21 protein-coding genes are annotated in these 20,390 nt (G+C 44.0%); 13 read left to right on the top strand and 8 right to left on the bottom strand.

What is annotated here, in order from left to right; all coding sequences use genetic code 11:
* Positions 1-101: 101 nt before the first annotated feature.
* Both L0992_20530 and L0992_20535 read right to left on the bottom strand, forming a co-directional pair.
* Positions 102-884 (bottom strand): FCD domain-containing protein, encoded by a 783-nt coding sequence (locus L0992_20530; GenBank protein XGB68788.1) that lies wholly within the window; start codon positions 882-884, stop codon positions 102-104.
* Between the two features lie 107 nt (positions 885-991).
* Positions 992-1,975: a TRAP transporter substrate-binding protein gene (locus tag L0992_20535; GenBank protein ID XGB70395.1), complete on the bottom strand. Its 984-nt coding sequence runs from the start codon at positions 1,973-1,975 to the stop codon at positions 992-994.
* A gap of 299 nt (positions 1,976-2,274) precedes the next feature.
* Here L0992_20535 and L0992_20540 point away from each other — a divergent pair, with 299 nt between their 5' ends.
* The 9 genes from L0992_20540 to L0992_20580 all read left to right on the top strand — a co-directional run bounded on the left by L0992_20540 (position 2,275) and on the right by L0992_20580 (position 12,141).
* Entirely contained in the window at positions 2,275-2,787 is a 513-nt protein-coding gene (locus L0992_20540; protein XGB68789.1) for a TRAP transporter small permease, read from the top strand.
* A gap of 15 nt (positions 2,788-2,802) precedes the next feature.
* The gene (locus tag L0992_20545; GenBank protein ID XGB68790.1) at positions 2,803-4,110 is read left to right on the top strand and encodes a TRAP transporter large permease; all 1,308 of its coding nucleotides are present in this window, start codon (positions 2,803-2,805) and stop codon (positions 4,108-4,110) included.
* Between the two features lie 96 nt (positions 4,111-4,206).
* On the top strand, positions 4,207-5,670 hold the full coding sequence (locus L0992_20550; protein ID XGB68791.1) for a fructuronate reductase: 1,464 nt from the start codon (positions 4,207-4,209) through the stop codon (positions 5,668-5,670).
* A 12-nt stretch (positions 5,671-5,682) separates the two neighbouring features.
* Positions 5,683-7,095 (top strand): glucuronate isomerase, encoded by a 1,413-nt coding sequence (gene uxaC, locus L0992_20555; protein XGB68792.1) that lies wholly within the window; start codon positions 5,683-5,685, stop codon positions 7,093-7,095.
* 3 nt (positions 7,096-7,098) lie between these two features.
* Complete coding sequence (locus L0992_20560) at positions 7,099-8,106, top strand: sugar kinase (GenBank protein XGB68793.1); 1,008 nt, start codon at positions 7,099-7,101, stop codon at positions 8,104-8,106.
* A 9-nt stretch (positions 8,107-8,115) separates the two neighbouring features.
* The gene (locus L0992_20565; protein ID XGB68794.1) at positions 8,116-8,742 is read left to right on the top strand and encodes a bifunctional 4-hydroxy-2-oxoglutarate aldolase/2-dehydro-3-deoxy-phosphogluconate aldolase; all 627 of its coding nucleotides are present in this window, start codon (positions 8,116-8,118) and stop codon (positions 8,740-8,742) included.
* A 129-nt stretch (positions 8,743-8,871) separates the two neighbouring features.
* Positions 8,872-9,375, top strand: coding sequence for a YgjV family protein (locus tag L0992_20570; protein XGB68795.1), 504 nt, complete (start codon positions 8,872-8,874; stop codon positions 9,373-9,375).
* Between the two features lie 272 nt (positions 9,376-9,647).
* Positions 9,648-11,696: a glycoside hydrolase family 3 C-terminal domain-containing protein gene (locus L0992_20575; GenBank protein ID XGB68796.1), complete on the top strand. Its 2,049-nt coding sequence runs from the start codon at positions 9,648-9,650 to the stop codon at positions 11,694-11,696.
* 64 nt (positions 11,697-11,760) lie between these two features.
* Positions 11,761-12,141, top strand: a complete 381-nt coding sequence (locus tag L0992_20580) for a hypothetical protein (protein XGB68797.1) — start codon at positions 11,761-11,763, stop codon at positions 12,139-12,141.
* Positions 12,142-12,241: 100 nt separating this feature from the next.
* Here L0992_20580 and L0992_20585 read toward each other — a convergent pair whose 3' ends face one another.
* Together L0992_20585 and L0992_20590 are read right to left on the bottom strand one after the other, a co-directional pair.
* Complete coding sequence (locus L0992_20585) at positions 12,242-13,693, bottom strand: glutathione synthetase (protein ID XGB68798.1); 1,452 nt, start codon at positions 13,691-13,693, stop codon at positions 12,242-12,244.
* A 136-nt stretch (positions 13,694-13,829) separates the two neighbouring features.
* A complete protein-coding gene (locus L0992_20590; GenBank protein XGB68799.1) occupies positions 13,830-14,765 on the bottom strand; it encodes a LysR substrate-binding domain-containing protein in 936 nt (311 codons plus the stop codon).
* Between the two features lie 120 nt (positions 14,766-14,885).
* Between L0992_20590 and L0992_20595 the strand changes: the two genes are divergently transcribed.
* Both L0992_20595 and L0992_20600 read left to right on the top strand, forming a co-directional pair.
* The gene (locus tag L0992_20595) at positions 14,886-15,884 is read left to right on the top strand and encodes an adenosine deaminase (GenBank protein XGB68800.1); all 999 of its coding nucleotides are present in this window, start codon (positions 14,886-14,888) and stop codon (positions 15,882-15,884) included.
* 152 nt (positions 15,885-16,036) lie between these two features.
* The gene (locus tag L0992_20600; GenBank protein ID XGB68801.1) at positions 16,037-16,600 is read left to right on the top strand and encodes a sugar O-acetyltransferase; all 564 of its coding nucleotides are present in this window, start codon (positions 16,037-16,039) and stop codon (positions 16,598-16,600) included.
* Positions 16,601-16,835: 235 nt separating this feature from the next.
* Here the strand turns inward: L0992_20600 and L0992_20605 are convergent, their stop codons facing one another.
* From L0992_20605 to L0992_20620, 4 genes are all read right to left on the bottom strand, one after another.
* The gene (locus L0992_20605; protein ID XGB68802.1) at positions 16,836-17,891 is read right to left on the bottom strand and encodes an AI-2E family transporter; all 1,056 of its coding nucleotides are present in this window, start codon (positions 17,889-17,891) and stop codon (positions 16,836-16,838) included.
* A gap of 100 nt (positions 17,892-17,991) precedes the next feature.
* Complete coding sequence (locus L0992_20610; GenBank protein XGB68803.1) at positions 17,992-18,204, bottom strand: hypothetical protein; 213 nt, start codon at positions 18,202-18,204, stop codon at positions 17,992-17,994.
* On the bottom strand, positions 18,191-18,679 hold the full coding sequence (locus L0992_20615; protein ID XGB68804.1) for a hypothetical protein: 489 nt from the start codon (positions 18,677-18,679) through the stop codon (positions 18,191-18,193). The genes L0992_20610 and L0992_20615 overlap by 14 nt, the downstream gene beginning before the upstream one ends.
* Positions 18,680-18,714: 35 nt before the next feature.
* Positions 18,715-18,963 carry a hypothetical protein gene (locus tag L0992_20620; protein XGB68805.1) on the bottom strand — a complete coding sequence of 83 codons (249 nt, stop codon included), beginning with the start codon at positions 18,961-18,963 and terminating at the stop codon, positions 18,715-18,717.
* A 305-nt stretch (positions 18,964-19,268) separates the two neighbouring features.
* On the opposite strand from L0992_20620, the gene L0992_20625 reads away from it, so the two are divergent.
* Together L0992_20625 and L0992_20630 are read left to right on the top strand one after the other, a co-directional pair.
* Positions 19,269-19,697, top strand: coding sequence for a DUF2383 domain-containing protein (locus L0992_20625; GenBank protein XGB68806.1), 429 nt, complete (start codon positions 19,269-19,271; stop codon positions 19,695-19,697).
* 107 nt (positions 19,698-19,804) lie between these two features.
* The gene (locus tag L0992_20630; protein ID XGB68807.1) at positions 19,805-20,215 is read left to right on the top strand and encodes a hypothetical protein; all 411 of its coding nucleotides are present in this window, start codon (positions 19,805-19,807) and stop codon (positions 20,213-20,215) included.
* Positions 20,216-20,390: the final 175 nt, after the last annotated feature.

Here is a 20,390-nt window from a genome sequence, read left to right on the forward strand (position 1 = left end):
CGGTCTACGCCGGTCTAAAGACGATGCCTTATTTACAACCTAGTGAATGAATCAGCTTCCAAAAAGAGTCTTGAAGCTGAATTCAACGTTAGCTTTCAGAACTAACTTTCAGTGCTCAGCAGCACCACTGGGTTTGAGCTAAATAAGTAACCATCAAAGTTTGGGTCATCAATGTCTGACAGCGCTAACAAACGCTGTTTAACATTCTCAAGGTGTTGCCACATTGCGTTCTTAGCAGCGACAGGGTCTTTGCGCTGTAAGGCAGCGAGGATACGAGCATGATCATCTAACCATTCTTCACGGTAATCTTGACCACTGATGTGAGAGTGGAGTTTATTCCACATTGGACTCTTTTCGCGTCGATCCCAGGATTGCTTCAACATGTCTACTAGCACAGAGTTTTGAGTAGCCTCTGCAATACACATGTGAAATCTTTCATCTCCGCTGCAATCGGTCGTGCCGCTTGCAAGCTCTTCGCGCTCGAGTTCGAGTGCAGAGCGCATCTTAATGATGTCGCCCGGAGTGACCTGAGTTGCCGCAAACTCCGCGATATTACTTTCCAGTAATTGACGGGCCTGCAGCATCTCGAATGGACCAGCATCATCGCTGACCACATTCTCGCGAGAATGAGTAGGAATGTTCAGGACATAAACACCTGACCCTTTTTTTACCTCAACTAAGTTTTCAAGCTCCAGCATGATGATCGCTTCACGCACCACAGTGCGGCTAACATCTAGACGATCAGCAATATCTCGTTCTGGAGGCAACCTATCTCCGACCTTGTACAGGCCTTCAATCAGTTCTTTTCTTAGTACTAACCCTATCTCCTGATAAGGTCTTTTCGGCTCGAAAGGCATCATGATGATATTGTCGCTTCTTTCCATTGTATTTCTCTCGCCATCATAATGACCAAATATAATTGGTCAACCTCTATATCCTAAAATGCAGTAACACCTTGTTTTTGTATTACTCTTTTTTCTATATTTGCTCGTTATTCAACAGCCTGAATACGGTCAATCAATGCGCTCAATTCTGGGTCCGCTTTATCTAGCGCGTCGTACATAGGTTGAACCGCTAGTGCGAACGCAGCTTTGTCTGGCTCAACAAACGTTACGCCCATTTCCTCAGCTTTAGCACGCTCTTTTGCTTCCGATTCAGCCCACAGTTTCTTCATCAATTCCGATGAATCACTTGCCGCTTTCATCAATGCATCTTGTTGTTCTGTAGTCAGTTTGTCGTATGTTTTCGTTGAGATAACCAACACATCCGGAACCATCGTATGCTCATCTAAACTGAAGTATTTAGACACTTCGCTATGACGGCTCAAACTGAAAGAAGGAATGTTATTTTCCGCCGCATCCACTACGCCTTGTTGCAATGCTGTATACAACTCACCGTAAGCTAATGGCGTTGGGTTACCCCCTAGCGCTTTCACCATAGCAATTGCTGATGGACTTGGTTGAACACGAACTTTCAAACCTTTCAGGTCTTCTGGCGTGTTAATTGGCTTATTAGTGTAGAAGCTGCGCGCTCCAGCGTCGTAGTAAGTCACACCAATAAAGCCGCTATCACGAGAAGAGTTCAGAATGTCACGGCCTACTTCACCATCAGTCACGCTGTAGTAGTGCGCTTGATCGCGGAATAAGTAAGGCATGTTGAATGATGAATAAGCAGGAGAAAAAGCTTCTAATTCAGCAGCATTACTTTTCACCATATCTAAAGCGCCGTTCTGCATTAGCTCCATAGATTCGCGTTGTGTACCCAGTTGAGCATCAGGGTAAATACGAATACGCACTTCACCATCTGTCATTTCTCGTACTTCTTTTGCCATAAACGTCATCGCTTCATGCACTGCATGGTCGCGTGGGTGGTTATGGCTCAGTTTTAATGTTGTTGCTGCATAAGCAGAAGCTGTTGCGCCGAAAGCGAAAGTAGCACCAACAACCGCACTAATCAGAGTTTTACGCGTCATCATCATTCTTATTCTCCGTGGATTGGTTATCCAATGTGTAGGGTATTTATTGTTCTGAGGCCATATTGGCGATCAAAAAACCAACCGTCAAAGCTGAAAATTGAATTGATTGACCAATATCACAATAAAAACCCACAAATTGGTCAACCAAAATCATTTGTGAAGTTGCTCACGCCAACCAAAGAATGAATAGCTTATGATTCGACCAGATTTTTGAACATCCCTACCCTACATAGAAATAATTTCTTACATTGGTAAACCAATTGTTATGAGATGCGCAATTTTGTTGAAAGGAAATAAACATGAATAAATTGGTCAGTTACATAAATAAAGGGTTGGCCGCCTTTACAGTGTCTCTATCGTCTTTCTTAGTGCTTTGTGTGATATGGCAGGTTCTATCCCGCTATGTTATTGGCAAACCAAGTACTGTTACCGACGAGCTCGCTCGTTACCTCTTTATGTGGGTAGCCCTAATTGGTGCTGCTTACACAACAGGTCTGAAACGCCACCTTGCCATTGACCTATTAACAATGAAGCTGACTGGCAAGCGCAAATTAATCAACGAAATCGTTATCCAAATCGCCATTGCAACCTTCTCTTATATCGTTCTAGTACACGGTGGAAGTCAGCTTGCAGCTAAAACGCTTGCTATGGGGCAACTGACTCCCGCACTCGGTTTAGAGATGGGTTACATCTACTTCTGCTTACCAATTAGCGGCGCGTTGATGATTTTTTACTCCGCCGTATTTACCTACGAACGCGTTAAACAATTAATGTCAGGTGACGATTTGATCACCGACTCACAACTTGATTGATAGAAGGATTTCACAATGGAATGGCAAGTAATACTGACCTTATTCGGTAGTTTCGCTGTACTGCTTACAATCGGTGTACCGGTCTCATTTGCGATTGGCTTATCGTCATTAGCAACAATTCTAATGAGTTTACCGCTCGAGCCAGCAATCGCCGTGGTTGCTCAACGTATGGCCGCAGGCCTTGATAACTTTGCGCTACTGGCAATCCCGTTCTTCATTTTGGCGGGCAACATCATGAACCAAGGCGGCATCGCGCTGCGTCTGATCAACTTCGCGAAAGTGTTGGGTGGTCGTCTACCGGGTTCATTGGCACACGTAAACGTAATGGCAAACATGATGTTTGGTTCGATCTCAGGATCAGCGGTAGCATCGGCGGCTGCAGTAGGTGGCACCATGTCTCCTCTGCAAAAGAAAGATGGCTACGACGAAAACTTCTCTGCTGCGGTAAACATCACTTCGTGTCCTACTGGTCTTTTGATTCCACCAAGTAATACCTTGATCGTTTTCTCTTTGGTTTCAGGTGGTACTTCAATCGCTGCACTGTTCTTAGCGGGCTACATCCCAGGTATCATCATGGGACTCAGCATCATGATTGTGGCGGGTATCATTGCAAAACGTCGTGGCTACCCACTTGCAGAACGCCCTTCAATGTCTGTGGTATGGGACACCTTCTTAAAAGCGGCACCTTCTTTAGCGCTAATCGGCATCATCATGGGTGGCATCATTGGCGGTATCTTTACTGCGACTGAAGCTTCTGCAATTGCTGTGGTATACACGTTTGTTTTAGCCGTGCTTATCTACCGTGAAGTAAAATGGCGTGATATTCCAAAGATCATCCTTGAGTCTGCAGTAACAACTTCTATCGTTCTATTACTTGTTGGCGCATCAATGGGGATGTCTTGGGCAATGGCGAACGCCGATGTGCCTTACATGATTGCTGATGCATTACTGGCGGTTTCTGATAACCCGCTAATGATCCTATTGATTATCAACGTGATTCTGCTGATTGTGGGTATCTTCATGGATATGACACCAGCGGTACTGATTTTCACACCAATCTTCCTACCAATCGCGCTAGACCTAGGCATCGACCCTGTGCACTTCGGCATCATGATGACCTTCAACCTTGCTATCGGTATCTGTACGCCGCCAGTAGGTAGTGCGCTATTCATCGGTTGTTCGGTTGCTAACATTGCCATCGACAAGGTCATCAAACCATTGCTGCCATTCTATGCGGCGCTTATCGCTGCCCTAATGGCCGTTACTTTTATCCCTGAACTGAGCTTGTTCCTACCTGAATTGGTACTGGGTTACGGTTCGTAATTTCGTCACAGATACATTTTTAGACTGCTAAACACTCACTCGTATTATCAAATAATAAAATCCCGCTGGTTCGCTGGCGGGAGAAGGAAATAAATAATGAAGACTGTTGCTAACTCTACGCTGCCAAACACTGTATTACGACCTGACTACGACCGTTCAGCACTCCAAAGCCGTATTGTGCACCTAGGTTTTGGTGCATTTCACCGAGCTCACCAAGCGCTATTCACCAATGAAATGCTCAGCAAAACCAACACTGATTGGGGCATTTGTGAGATAAACCTATTCGGCGGCGAAGACCTAATTAAATCACTTCGCGCGCAAGACCACCTTTACACGGTTGCTGAAAAAGGCGCGGAATCTACTGATGTAAAATTAATCGGTTCAGTGACTGAATCACTGCACCCAAACCTAGACGGCATTGAAACTGTTTTAGAAAAAATGGCCGAACCTCAAGTGGCTATCGTATCGATGACCATCACAGAGAAAGGCTACTGTGCAGATCCTGCAACCGGCAAGCTTGATAGAAGCAATGCCCTAGTCATCGCTGATCTAGAGAATCCAACGCAGCCAAAATCGGCGCTTGGTTACATTGTCCAAGCCCTAAAAATTCGCCGCGAACGTGGCTTACCACCATTCACGGTCATGTCTTGCGATAACGTGCAAGAGAACGGTCATGTTGCAAAAGCAGCGATCATTGAATTCGCTCAACTGCTTGACCCTGAACTGCGTGATTGGATTGAAACCCATGTCACCTTTCCATGTACCATGGTTGACCGCATCGTACCCGCAGCAACCGAAGAAACACTGACAGAAATTGCAGGCCTACTTGGTTGTGAAGACCCATGTGGCATCGCCTGTGAACCCTTCCGCCAATGGGTGATTGAAGATAACTTTGTGGCAGGCCGCCCAGACTGGAATGTTGTCGGTGCAGAGTTCGTAGAAGATGTGGTGCCTTACGAAGAGATGAAACTGCGCATGCTCAATGGCAGTCACTCTTTCCTTGCTTACCTTGGATACCTTGGTGGCTACGCCCATATTTCCGACACCATGACAGATGCAGGCTACCGCAAAGCCGCTTTTGACATGATGATGAAATCCCAAGCACCTTCGTTAACCATACCTGAAGGGACTGATTTAGAAGGTTACGCAACCTTGCTCATCAACCGCTTCACTAACCCAAGCTTGAAACATAAGACATGGCAGATAGCGATGGATGGTAGCCAGAAGATCCCTCAGCGTATGGGTGGCAGCTTGCGATTCCATTTAGAGCAAGGCTCAGACTTCTCATGGCTTGCAACGGCCATCGCTGGCTGGATGCGTTATGTATCGGGCGTTGATGAGCAAGGTAATGAGATCGATGTTCGCGATCCAATGGCCGATACACTTCGCCAGATCTGTGACCAGCATGGACTCAATGTATCAGTGGTTCCGGCGTTACTTGCTGTTGAAGCGATTTTCCCTGCCGAGCTAGGCCAAAACCCGCAAGTCATCGATGCGGTAAGTTCAGCGTACCAATCACTCATTGAACACGGTGCCGTTGCTACCGTGGCTGCATTATAAGGAGTACAAACAATGAAGAATTTCTTATGTGAAGACTTTTTACTGTCGAATGAAACTGCGCGACGTTTGTACCACGAACACGCAAGCCACCAACCTATTTATGACTATCACTGCCACCTGAATCCAGCAGAGGTCGCTCAAGATCGTCAGTTTGAAAACATGTCTAAGATCTGGCTTGAAGGTGACCACTATAAATGGCGTGGCATGCGTTCAGCAGGGATCGACGAACGTCTGATCACCGGAGGCGCGAGTGATTATCACAAGTTCATGGCATGGGCTAAAACCGTCCCTCAAACCTTGGGTAACCCACTTTACCACTGGACTCACTTAGAACTTCGTCGCCCATTTGGTATTACTGGCACTCTCTTTGGTCCAGAAACCGCAGATCAAATTTGGCATGAAGGTAATGAACTATTAGCGACACCGGAATTTAGTGCTCGTGGCATCATGCAGCAAATGAATGTTGTCATGGCTGGTACGACTGATGACCCTATTGATTCGCTTGAACACCATAAAGCGATCGCCGAAGACAACACCTTCGATGTGAAGGTTCTGCCAAGTTGGCGCCCAGATAAAGCGTTCAAAATTGAACTCGATGGCTTTGCTGATTATCTGCAAAAGTTAAGCATGGTTGCTGACGTTGAGATCACGCGCTTCCATCATCTATTGAATGCTTTAGACAGCCGCCTAGCGCATTTCAACGATCATGGTTGCCGTGCAGCAGACCATGGTATCGAAGTGGTTCGCTACGCACCTATTCCATCAGAATCCGATCTGGATGCGCTGTTAACTCGACGCCTCAACGGCGAAACGCTCACCGATCTAGAATGTGCACAATTCTCAACAGCCGTTCAAGTATGGTTGGGCAAGCGATACGCAGCAATGGGTTGGGTAATGCAGCTTCACATTGGTGCTCAACGCAATAACAACACGCGTATGTTCCAACTGTTAGGCGCAGATGCAGGGTTTGATTCGATCAGCGATAAGACGTTTGCCTTCGAGCTAGCTCATCTGTTGGACGAGATGGATCAAAGCAATGAACTGCCTCGCACTATCCTTTACTGCTTAAACCCTCGCGACAACGAAATGATGGCAACCATGATTGGTAACTTCCAAGGTGGCGGCATCGCGGGCAAAGTGCAGTTTGGTTCTGGTTGGTGGTTCAACGACCAAAAAGACGGCATGCAGCGCCAAATGGAGCAGTTATCTCAGCTTGGCTTGCTTAGCCAGTTTGTTGGAATGCTAACTGACTCTCGTAGCTTCTTGTCGTACACACGCCACGAATACTTCCGCCGAATTTTGTGTGACATGCTTGGTCGCTGGGCTGAAAACGGTGAGGTACCAAACGACATGTCACTGCTTGGCCCAATGGTCGAAGACATCTGCTTTGGCAACGCAAAACGCTACTTCGAAGAGAGGGCGTAACCCATGAAACATATCGCCATTATTGGTGAGTGCATGATCGAGCTGAACGGCAAACCGTTCGGCTCAATGCATCAAACGTTTGGCGGAGACACACTCAATGCTGCGGTCTACCTAAGCCGCGGCTGCGAGGCGAACCTCAATCAAGATGACATCAAAGTGTCCTACGTTACGGCTTTAGGCTCAGACCCGATTAGCAAGGGAATGTTAGAGCGCTGGCAACATGAAGGAGTGTCGACTGACCTCGTTCTGCAAGATAGCCAGCGAACTCCAGGCCTATACCTGATTCAGCTTGATGAAGCAGGTGAACGTACCTTTCTGTACTGGCGTAATCAATCAGCCGCACGCTACCTGCTGCAACATCCAGATTTCAGCCAGATAAAGCAGGCACTGCGCAACGTCGATATGGTCTTTCTCAGTGGCATCACATTAGCGATTCTACCCGAGCAAGATCGTATCCAGTTATTGAACATCTTGGTTGAATTGAAGACTCAAGGCGTTGAGATCGCCTTCGACAGTAACTTCCGCCCTGCACTTTGGCCACAGGACGAAAACCAAACCGTTAAGAATAGCTACCAAGCCATGTATACGCTGACAGATTTAGCTCTAGTAACGTTCGATGATGAACAGTTGATTTGGGGAGATACTTCACCAGAACAAACCATCGAACGTCTAACAGCGCTAGGTGTTAAGCGATGCATCGTCAAACTGGGTGCTGATGGCTGTCTTATTCAAGATGTCCCAAGTCAAGATGACACAAGTCAAGGTAACAGAGAGCAAGATTTAGGTACGGCTTCGGCTCCACGAGCGGTGCCTACTCACCCTGTTGAAAACGTTGTTGATACAACCTCAGCAGGGGACTCATTTAATGGCGGATTTTTATCTGCTTATCTTGCGGGCGAAGACTTAATTAAGTCATGCCAGCGCGGCAATACCATGGCAGGCGTCGTTATCCAACATCGCGGTGCCATTATTGCCAAAGAACTTACTCAAGCGGCCGTCACAGCCATTTAAGGAATACCAATGTCTAACATCAAACAACAACTGAAAACACTGAAAGTTATCCCTGTGATCGCTATCGACAACGCTGAAGACATCATCCCTCTGGGTAAAGTGTTAGCTGAGAATGGTTTACCTGCGGCAGAAATTACCTTCCGTTCTGAAGCTGCTGTTGAAGCGATTCGTCTACTTCGTGAATCACAACCAGATATGTTGATCGGCGCAGGAACCGTATTAAACAGAGAGCAGGCTATCGCAGCCAAAGAAGCTGGCGCAACGTTCGTCGTCTCTCCTGGCTTTAACCCAAACACGGTAAGAGCCTGCCAAGAGATTGGCACTGATATCATTCCTGGAGTCAACAACCCAAGTACAGTAGAAGCAGCGCTTGAAATGGGCTTAACCACATTAAAGTTCTTCCCTGCTGAAGCATCGGGTGGCATCAACATGGTTAAATCACTTCTTGCTCCTTATACAGATATTGAGATCATGCCGACCGGTGGAATTAACCCAAGCAACATTAAAGACTACCTAGCGATACCTCGCGTGCTCGCATGTGGCGGTACTTGGATGGTAGATAAGAAGCTGATCGAAGAAGGCAATTGGGAAGAACTGGCTCATTTAACTCGTGAAGCCGTTAAGTTAGTCAATTAAACCTAATGTAATAGCACTTTAATGTTATATCTAGCCCTCCTTTTGGAGGGTTATTTTATGGTTAAGTATTATTCATTCAAAATTAATATTTAATCGCTTTCTATATCATGTGAAAAATAAAGGCTAAATATGGAAGACTGGATAACACAGGGAGTCGGAGGTCTCGCTTTCTGTATCGGTGTGATGGCATTTTGGCAAAAAGATGATATGCATTTTCGCTACCAGATGATGATCTTTTGTCTTGTCATGAGTGTCCATTTCATATTAATGGGTGCTATGGTTGCCGCCATTGGCGTAATAATCAATGCCATTCGAAGTTACGTATCAATAAAAACTCAATCACGTAAAGTGATGTGGTTCTTTATTGGCTTGATGTGGTGCATGACTTTACCCAACATGAATCATTTCTTTGAATTCATCACCGTCGTGGGCTCTTCTGTCGCAACATGGGCACTCTTCTCTCAGCAAGGTATCACGCTGAGATCCTTAATATTATTCAATTCTTTCTGTTGGGCTAGCCATAATATTTGGATTGGCTCGATTGGCGGGTCTTTTGTCGAAGTCACCTTTATTGTCACCAATTTAGTCACAATCTACCGTTTACATCAACGCAGGTTGTTAAATACAAAATAGGCAACATAATTTTAAATATCGATTTAAAATATGGAAGTAATACACCACAAAATAAAATGGATAATAATTGACATTAAAAACAATAAGCCTAAATAAGTTTACGTTATTTAAAAGTCGTCAATATATTTCCAATGCTAAATTGAATTAAATCACCAATTAAATTTATATGGTGATCCAAATCTTTAGTTTGATTTATTTTGGTTAACCAATAATCAGTTAATTATTAAAATTGGTCATGAACTTATTATTATACAAACAATAGGACCGTGACCATGAAGCGTCTTACCCTGACACCTATAGCGATCGCGTTGCTTCTTGCAGGATGCAACTCATCTGATAGCGACAATAGCCACCAGCAACCACACGTTCACTCTCGCGTTCATGATGTACTGAACATTGGGGGTTACCAGTTCCGTGATTCTAACGGCAATGGAACACTTGAGCCTTTTGAAGACTGGCGTTTATCTCCAGAAGAACGAGCAGCAGATTTGGTCAGCCGAATGACGCTAGATGAGAAGGCCGGCATGATGCTCATTGATACCTTAAATTCAGCCGAAGGTGGACTTGTTAGTAGTACTGGCCAAGACATGATTGCCGATGCCCAAATGACCCGCTTTATCTTTCGTAACAGCGTAGTCGAAACACCTACCAATGCGCCTGATTGCGATTCAGGCCGCTCAGGTTGTCAGATAAGCCCTACAGAAGCAGCCCAGTTCATGAATAGTGTTCAAGAACTGCGTGAACAGACTCGAATGGGTATCCCCGCTCTATTCAAATCCAATGCTCGTAATCATATTGATCCATCAGCAAAAGCAGGGATCAACGTTTCTTCAGGGGCGTTTTCAGCTTGGCCTAAAGAGGCGGGGTTAGCAGCAACTCGCGACATGGATTTGATTGCTGAGTTTGCTGGCATCATGAATGACGAGTGGTCTTCAATTGGCCTGCGCAGTATGTACGGATACATGATGGATTTGGCAACAGAACCTCGTTGGTACCGAGTGCATGAGACCTTTACCGAGGATGCGGATTTAGCGTCTGATATTATGCGTTCACTGATCAAAGGGTTGCAGGATGGCGGTGAAGTTAACCAAGACAGTATCGCGCTAACCATCAAACACTTCCCTGGCGGCGGTCCACAAGAAAACGGCGGTGACCCACACTATGACTTTGGTAAGAACCAAGTCTATCCAAAGAACAATTTTGATTACCACCTAAAGCCGTTTATTGCTGCGATTGAGGCTGGTGCTTCTTCAATAATGCCTTACTACGGCATCCCTGTAGATCAAAAGTGGATGCCAAACGATGTGGGCATGTCGTTTTCAAAAGGGATTGTCACCGACCTGCTGAGAGACGAATTAGGCTACACAGGTAACGTGAACTCAGATACCGGAATTATTGGAGAACGCGCGTGGGGCGTGGAGCACAAAACGATTGATGAACAAGTTGCAATGGCAGTCGAGGCCGGCGTTGATGTGCTTTCAGGCTTCCACGATAAAGAAGTCATAGTGAAGCTGGTAGAAAAAGATCTCATCACCGAAGAGCGTGTCGACCTATCCGTAACGCGTTTACTTGAAGAACAATTCAAACTCGGCCTTTTCGAAAACACTTACGTTGACGAGAAGAAAGCCCAAGAAATCTTAGGTAATGAGAAGTACCAAGAACGTGCTAATTACGCTCAGAAAAAGTCTGTCGTCTTACTGCAGAACACCAATAAGACTCTACCTTTAGCTGAATCAACCGCACAGACTCCTGTTGCTCTGTATGTAATGGGAATGGATGAAGATATTGCTGGGGACGACAAGTACAACTTTACCGTGACTTCTGGTGATTACGAAGCGGGAGAAACACGTCCACCAGTACCAGCCGATACGGACTATGCGGTTATTCGTGTTCGCGTATCCAACGAAGGTTCAGATCCTGATCTTATCTTTGGCGGTGCTAACCCAGATGAACTCGATATTCTTGCGTTCAGCGAAATGGCGACAGCTGCGTCTTGGCATATCGAACCAAGCTTGAGTGACATCAAGGCCGTTATGAACGAAGTTGGGGCTGAAAACACCGTATTGTCCATCAACTTTAGACAACCATTCGTACTGGACGATCAAAGTAATCTCAAACAAGCCGGTGCAGTGATAGCCACATTTGGAGTGTCAGATAGCAACCTCATGGAAGTACTTTCAGGTAACTTTGCGCCTCAAGGAAAACTGCCATTTGCTTTGGCTAATAGCGCGCAAGCCATTCAGAACCAAGACTCAGACTATCCTGGGTATGACCAAGCTGACACGCTCTACCCGTTCGGACATGGTTTAAGTTACGAATAATATTTGTACCAATTCAGGCAGTGTTGATCACTGCCTTTCCTTCTTAGATACAAAGGACAGAATCATGGAACATATCTTACAACTGGATTGGGATGACCATTCTATTCCGCATAAGATCTGGGTAGAACAATACTACGATGGATGTCGAATTTGCTTGAAAGTCGTAAAAGACGTTGAGCCGGAAATGCTCTCACTGATCGTGCCAAATATTGATGTAAAAACCACACGTAAATCGTGGCAAGGCAAGGCTACCAATATTACACCTGCCTATGATGACGGTGTGTTATTCACACAAACTCGCTCACTATTCAATTTGCCTCACGGCTGCGTAATCTGGGCTGTGACACATATACAAATGCAGAACGGGTTAAAAATGTCGGCAGATAAATTGTGTTTCGTTCCACAATATAGCAATCAAGATTCGTGCTTTAAGGTTCCAGCATAACGCGACCAAGCATTCGCTCAAACCACAAAATCACGACCAACAAAAAGGCCAACGTTCTCACGTTGGCCTTTCTTTTACTGATATTTGTCGAAATCAGGAGTTAATCAATCAACACCAACGAATCTAGAATGCCTTTGCCGCTGTGGATCCCGCCTTCGTTTTCGCTTGCTGGTTTACTGCGGATTAAGTAGCCCGCATAACCGTCCAGTTCAGTTACTGGCTTACCTTGATAGTAAGCAGTGAATAAGCCGACTTCGCTGACTAAGTCTGTAACGAGTGTTTGCTGAGTATCACGCACTGCAATAGTCGGTACGTCACGTTCGTGTGGATACAAGCGTTGCATCAGTGCCCATGCGTCGTACTCTTCTGGTTTAAGTTGGCTCAGTTGTTCGCTGATATCATCACCGAACACACAGTGGCCACCGCCCTCACCTTGGTTTTTCAACACCCATTCTTGCTTATTCGCTTGCGTGTTAAACCATTCAATCGACGGACTGGTGATTGGCTTCATGTCAGCTAAAACGCTCTTCACCAATTCGGCTTCTTCTAGCGTTAAACCCCAACGAGCGTATTCTGACGCTGGCATCATGGTCAGCAGCATTTGCATGGTTTTACTGGTTGCTAGCTGTTGGCTGAAGGTGGCATTCACAGCGACATGGTGTTGTTCGATGAACAAACGCGTCTGACTGAGCGTGTGGCAACAAACTGATTCATTAAGCTCGGGCGCCCAGTAGTCTGAATACTGATAACCCGCTCTTAGATACACAACATCGACTGCGCCGATATCTTGCAGCAGCAGACGTTGGTTATCGCCCGTTGAAAGCTGGCAGCTCAATTGTTCGAAGGTACGGCGAACCGTGCGAACACCCTGCTTTTGTAGCTCGACTTCAAGTAGATGTTGGTCATACACGTTGTCTTCGTTCTTCTGTACCACCATCAAGAAAACTGGTTTGCCTTGCTCATTGAAGTCCGCTTTAACTTGTCTTGCGGTCGTTGCAATCCCATAAGCTAGCTGGGTTAAACCTTGGTTCTCTGCAGGTGTTGCCGACGGGTCTTCCAGCCAGTTCTTGTACGTTTCTGGCCATTGGTTTTGCATGAACGAGTGAAATTCTGTTGCTCGCTGACCAAACGGCCCCATGCCTGCTGCAATACCATTGAATTCAATGACTTTTGCGCCATGTTGTCGATCGTCCATAAAATCGGTTCGCATCAATAGCAATGGCTGACGAGCGGGGTTCAAGCGTTCATCCGCACTGCCATGAGCTTGTTGATGAAGTGCCATCAAGCGACCGAAAAAGGGATCGGCTTGCGCCATATCACTCAATGAGGACTGCAGAAAATCATGATCTTCCGACACGTTGCTGATCAGCTTAGTGATAAGCGGAGTCACTCGGCGCAAGTGTTCATAAACCTCACGTTCCATTGTCATTGGCGCAATACTGAAAGGGCAATGCCTAGCGGTATTATCTGACTGGCGGAACGCAACGCCGTGCATGATCGCCCACTCACATGCATCTCCAATAATCTGTTGTGATAACGGTGGAATTGTCATATCTCATCTTACAAATAAAAATAGCACCCAGAATAAGACGAAGCTTAATCCCAAAAGACGAAATAAAGTGAAACTTTTTATCAAATAATTACGTTTGTTCTTTATTTCAAGGGCTTATATAGCTGAAACATCTCAGCTATCGAGTCTGTTCGATGATCAAATCACGTAACCATTTGTGGCTCGGCTCTGAATCGAAATATTTGTGCCACAATAAGAACAAGCCTCCAGGCACCAAATCGACCGGGACAGGCTTCATCACCAACTCGCCGCTATCAATGTAATCTCGTACCGAGTTATACGGATAACACATCAACAGATCGCTCTGCTTACACAGCTTGATGGCACTGGTGATGTCAGACACGTTAGCGGCTTTGTTGATTTCAAGCTGCTTGGAGTTCAATACTTCCATCAATAGCCAGTCGCCTGCTCCACCCGTCACCAACTGTATGTGTCGATACTTCAAGAAGGTGTCGAGGTTCCACTCTTCTTGCAAGGCCGGATGGTCATTACGCATCAAGCACACTGAATAATCCAAACACAGCTCAACATAATCCAACTCATCAGGGATACATTGCACGTGGGTAGAGGCACGTTCATCCAATTCGAATATACCAATGCCAAAATCTACTTCGCGCTTTAATAAGCGTTTAAAGCTGTCGCTGCTCCACGTTGAACTGTTGATGGTAATGTGAGGCGCATCGGCAAGCGCTGTCGGCATAAAGTGCGGATAAATCGCCGTGTAGGCAGTTTCGACAAGGTCTATAGTGAAGGTACGTTCACTGTCTTTAGGATCGAAAACCTCGGGAACGGTCAGCTTTTCGATCTGCAGTAAGATTTGGTGGATCTTAGGTGCTAACGCGAGTGCTTTGGGGGTTGGGAATAGCCCCTTGGATTCGCGTTCAAACAGCGGATCATCAAACAAAGCTCTGAGTTTGGTGAGCTGTTTACTTACCGCAGACTGGCTCAAAAAGAGTCGTTCTGCCGTTTTACTCACGCTTCGTTCTTCAATCAGAACGTGTAAGCAAAGCAGCAAATTCATATCGCATTTAAGTAAGCTTTTAACATCTACCATGATATTCCCTAAATTCAGGTTAATGATGATTAATTGTCACTTTAAATCATATCATGGTCTTGGTAAATTTAACGCATGTGAGTTAACACGCTCAAAGAATAATAGAATTAAGGAATACTCATGGATTTTCTAGCACTACCAAAGATTGATTTACACTGCCACCTAGACGGAAGTGTTCGCCCAGATACGATTATTGACCTAGCAAAACAGTACAATATCGAACTACCTGAAGATCGCGATGCGGTTGTTCAATCTCTAACTGTGCCAGAAGATTGCAAAAACCTAGATGAGTACCTAGCTTGTTTCAGCCTGCCACTGCAAGTCATGCAGACTGAAGAAGCAATTGAACGTATCTCTTTTGAGCTTTACGAAGACGCAGCACTAGAAAACGTTAAGTACCTAGAAGTTCGCTTTGCGCCAATCCTGCACGTAAACAAAGGTCTGTCTCTTGATACGATCATTGCAAGCGCAGTAAAAGGCATGAAGCGTGCTGAAGAGAAATACGACATCAAGGGCAACTACATCATGTCTGTACTGCGTATGTTCCCTAAAGACTCTATCAAAGACGTGATCGATGCAGGTAAACCTTACCTTGGTAAAGGTGTTGTTGCGTTTGATATCGCAGGCGGTGAAAAGCCAGGCTTCTGCGCAGAATTCCCTGAATACACGCAATACGCGATCGAACAAGGCTACCGTGTGACAGTTCACGCTGGTGAGCAATGGCATGGTCAAAACGTTTACGATGCAGTCACTATGCTAGACGCTGAGCGTATCGGTCATGGTGTTCACATCCAAGGCAACGAAGATGCGTACAACATCGTTAAAGAGAAGCAGGTTGCACTTGAAACTTGCCCAACAAGTAACGTTCAAACTAAATGTATTCACCAATTCAGCGACCACCCAATTGCTGAATTCAAGAAAGACGGCATCGTTGTAACGATCAACACAGACAACCGTACTGTGTCGAACACAACCATGACTAACGAAGTGAAGCGTGTTTGTGAAACATTCGGCCTAACAAAAGAAGATTACGCTGAAATCTACAAGTACTCTGTAGAGAGCGCTTTTGCTTCAGACGAAGTGAAAAAGCACCTAATGGGTTTCGTTGAGCAAATCTAATTTGGCAAAGCACGCCTTTTGCTGAATAGCTGGGCCCACTTAGCATTCGTGCTTAAAGCAAAAAATAGGAAGAGAAAGGCTGAGGCTTTTCTCTTTTTTTATGTCTGTATATCCGTATGCTAATACCGATATTGATTCGGAAGATATAAACAATGAAAACAGAACTCGAAAAAATGCTGTCTGGCGAAGTTTTTGACGGTGCCGATCATGAGATTGACCAAATGCGCACTCATGCAAGTAAAGCTCTGACAGATTTCAATCAATGTTCCGACGACGCTCAACAGCCGAGCCTTCAAGCAAATCTATTTGGCAAAATCGGCAGCAGTGTTGTGCGTCCTCCTTTCCACTGTGAGTTTGGTAAAACCATCGAGATTGGTGACGATACCTTCATCAATATGAACGTGGTAATGCTTGATGGCGCGAACATCAAAATTGGTAACAATGTTTTGGTGGGGCCAAGCGTTCAGTTTTACACCGCTTCTCACTCTCTAGACTATCTAAGTCGTCGTAAATGGGAAACCTTCTGCTTTCCAATTATCGTTGAAGACGATGTATGGATTGGCGGAAACTCAGTCATCAACCAAGATGTCACTATTGGTGCTCGCTCTGTTATCGCGGCTAACTCTGTGGTCAACAGCGACGTACCGCCAGACTGTCTATACGGTGGTACGCCAGCTAAGTTGATTCGACATCTGAATACTGAGCAAAGACGATAGCTAACTGCTCTCGGAGCAAACAAAGCCACAGCGACCTTCTGCTCTATTTTCATATATAACTCTAGCTACGCTGACTATGCGATCGTATTACCAGGCCAGCATTAGCAAGGGAGTAACCTGAAAGGCTCTGCTGTATCAGTAGACAACGTGGTTGATTGGAAAATCGGTAATAGTGAGTTAGTGTTTGGCGCTTTCAGCAATAAACGCTGAGTGGTTATCAAGGCTTACTTCTGCTCTACTGACCTTTATGAGCATTCAACCTTGGATGTCTTAACTGTTCAAAAAATACATTCACACAGACAAGTAATGGGACCCCTACTAGCATTCCCATAGAGCCCCATAGCCAACCCCAAAATACAAGCCATACAAATAAAATCAGCGGATTGAGACTAAACCTTTTCCCCAGTAATGTAGGAGTAACCAATTGGCTTTCTATCAAATTAATCGCCAGGAAGATCGCAGCGACCGTCAATGCGTAGCTAAACGACTCAAACTGTATAAAAGAGACTAAAGCAAAGCACGTAACTGAAACCATCGGGCCAAGATAGGGGATAAAATTCATTAAGCCTGCAAAAGCGCCCCAAAGGAAAGGGTCTTGCAATCCCATCATATAAAAAGCAAAGCCAACAGTGAATCCTAAGCAAACATTAATGATGGTGATGGCGCCTATGTAACGAGACAAATCCTTTTGAACAACTTTAACCAATTCAACAGCCCTACGCTTTTCTGAAAAGCATTCAAAAAGAGATAAGCTTTGAGAATAAATTTTTCGACCGTAATTCATCATGAAATACGCCATAAGAAACGCAACCAACAACTGAGTAACAATGGTTGGTGTTGTCGTAAGCACTGATTCTATAATGGAAAAAGCCGTGTTATTGGTAAGCCCATCATTGGTAACAGTACTACTCATGGAGAACCCGGTGGCGTCAGTTAAGCGACTGTTTTGAGTAACCTCACTCACTTCATTAGATACATTCTCAACCAACATTGGTAATTTTGACCACCATTGCTGAGCGGGCTCACTCAACATATTCAAACTAATCACAACAAAGCCAATAAAACCAATAAGTACAGCCATTACGTTAATGACTCGAGGGATACCGAAGCGAGTAAGGTAGTTAACTAGAGGGCTACATAGCAAAGAAATAAAAGCACCAAAGATGATTGGCAACAAAAATGGCTTGGCGATATGTAATGTAAAAATAGACATCATGAGAACAGCAAGGAGCATAAAACTAGTTTGCAACACACTTCGTTGTCTAAGAATACTGTATTTTTTTGATGTCATTTTATTCCTATGAGTAGGAGGTTTTGTTTTTGAGGCTTCGTCAATTTGAATCAGGCACTCGATACCGTCAGCCAACACTAACTTGAATTAAAAATGATGGTTACTTAAGTAAATTAAGTATTAGCGATAGCTGTTTATAACCAAAAACAGACGATTTAAAACGATGAGTTCGATTCAAAATTACAACACCAAGGCCTGTGATGCCAAGAGCATACAAGGGGTACTTGTGAACAAACTCTTTTCCTTTGTGACGAATAAGTCCCATACAAAGTGCAACTTGACGAGCTCTACTTCTCCCCTCAAGTCTTTTCATTTGAATCTGTCTTTGTCGATTCTTGAGTGCTGACATGTAACCCCTCCTTCAATTGCTCTTTCGTACATTCAAAACCTATAAATTGCTTTAAGTAACTAGAACGAAGTACCAAGCATATTAGAATCAAACCGAGTGTGAATATAAACGCGCCGTAACCCGCTAACAGATTCAAAGTGAAGTAGTAGATCACTACTCCAGCACCGACGGCGATACTAAAAAGAAACAGCGGTAACAACGCAACAAAGAGGAGCTGAAACACAAGACGCTTTTTAAATGCATCAACACTATTGCGAAACTCCAATAAGAAAAGCTCTAAGGTCGATTGAGACCATTGCTGGGTATGTGTCTGTAATATAGCTAAGTCTTTCCACAATCCATTTAACTCAGAAGCAGAACGTTTAAGATCATCCACCTTACGATCGCTCGATTTATCATTGGCAGAGTTTACTGGATCATTTTGACTATTTACCTGCATAACGGTGCTCTCTCAATTGCGATGTTGATATATGGCTATTTGATTAACTTCGAGACAGCCCAACCAGCGAGAAACGCACAGCCAACACTCAATAATGGACGCTCTTTAATGATGTTTTCCGCTTTCTCAGACGTGTTCTTCACACTTTCAGAGCTGGCCTCGAGAGTTTCATGGACCGCCTCTTTCACATTTTCGATAACTTCTACTGCGGCCTCTTCAGCTTTTTCATAAGTTTCTTCAATTTGTTGTTTGGCTTCTGAATTTTTAGCGTTTGACTTTGGCATAAGTTTTCTCCTTATTTGATTATCATAAGCCAGAGAATAATATTAATACTATTAATCTCTAGCTACTTTAATAATCAATGCTAGCATCGTGCCAACTTTCACAAGTACCAGAATAATTGAAGATAAGCTCCCATATCATTAATAAATGGCATTAATCAATGTAATAATTTCACTAGAAAACATCTATTAATGTATTTTTTACAAAAACAAAGTAAAACCTTAGACGAAACAAGCTGAATATAGGGTTATTAATTGGCATAAAAAATGCAATAAACCAAATACAGCTTAGAACCAAATGAGGATTCATGAGAAACCAAAGTATATTATCTATTGTTAACCTGATAAAAAGTGGAAATATTATTTACGAAAAAGCGATATCCAACATAAGAAGTGAAAAGATGGCAAAAAATCTTTTTGATATCTACACGGTAAAGAAATGTGCAGAGTTAAAGTTACAATCTTTAACTTACTACTCAAAAATACATCAAGAACAGATACCCGCTAGTTATACGATAAATGCCAGAGAGCGCTGTATTGAAGCGGAAGATACAAAAGGTAAAAACAATCAAGAGCTCTATTTAAAGCACCTAGAAGGTGTCGAGACAAAGATCATTTCCGACATTGAATCACTGCTAGAAACTAACCCTGATTTAGAAGGGAGAAGAAGATTAAAAGTGGTAAAAAATGAAATGGAATCATGTCGAGACCAAATACACAACATGCGTCAGAATTAGTTATTAGCGAATGATAGTTGGAAATCAGAATCAAAGAAAAGGCTTATTTTAATTATTATAAATCAACTGAAATTATAAATACTACTGAGATAAAAAGGAGTAATGATATGTTGTTTAAAAAGGACAATGATCCTCTTGAGGTAATTCACTATAAAGGCATAGAAAAAATACTATGTACATTGAAAGATCACTACTTCTCATGTGTTGACCTAATTGAACAGAAAGCACATGGGAACATTGCAAGAGCTGCAAATCGATTTATAAAAGTTGAACGTTCATTAATAAACGAAGTAAACACCAAGTTCTGCATTAACAATGAAGTTAATGACAATGACATATTGAGTCAGCCCCCTGCGTTAATTGTTAGTTATAACGATATGTACCAGAGTAATTTAAGCCTAATTTCTTACCTCAAAAACACTATTAGAAAGTTTAACAATCAACATATGTCTGCTTTTTTCTCCTATTGGGTTGCGGCGTTGCAAGTTGAAAATGATGAGATAGCAAAGCATTTGTAACAGATATAACCCATCTAAAATAGATACGATTAATTAACTTGAGAAGAGAATCAAAGCCTACAACACAATCATTAAACAGTGGGAATAATCTAGGTTTAATTCTGATCTAATTCTGACATCACTCAAAATAAAAAGCGTCGAGGCATATTGCCTTGACGCTTTTTTACGAGAGGGA

The organism is Vibrio pomeroyi, from assembly GCA_041879425.1.
Taxonomy (GTDB): domain Bacteria; phylum Pseudomonadota; class Gammaproteobacteria; order Enterobacterales; family Vibrionaceae; genus Vibrio; species Vibrio pomeroyi_A.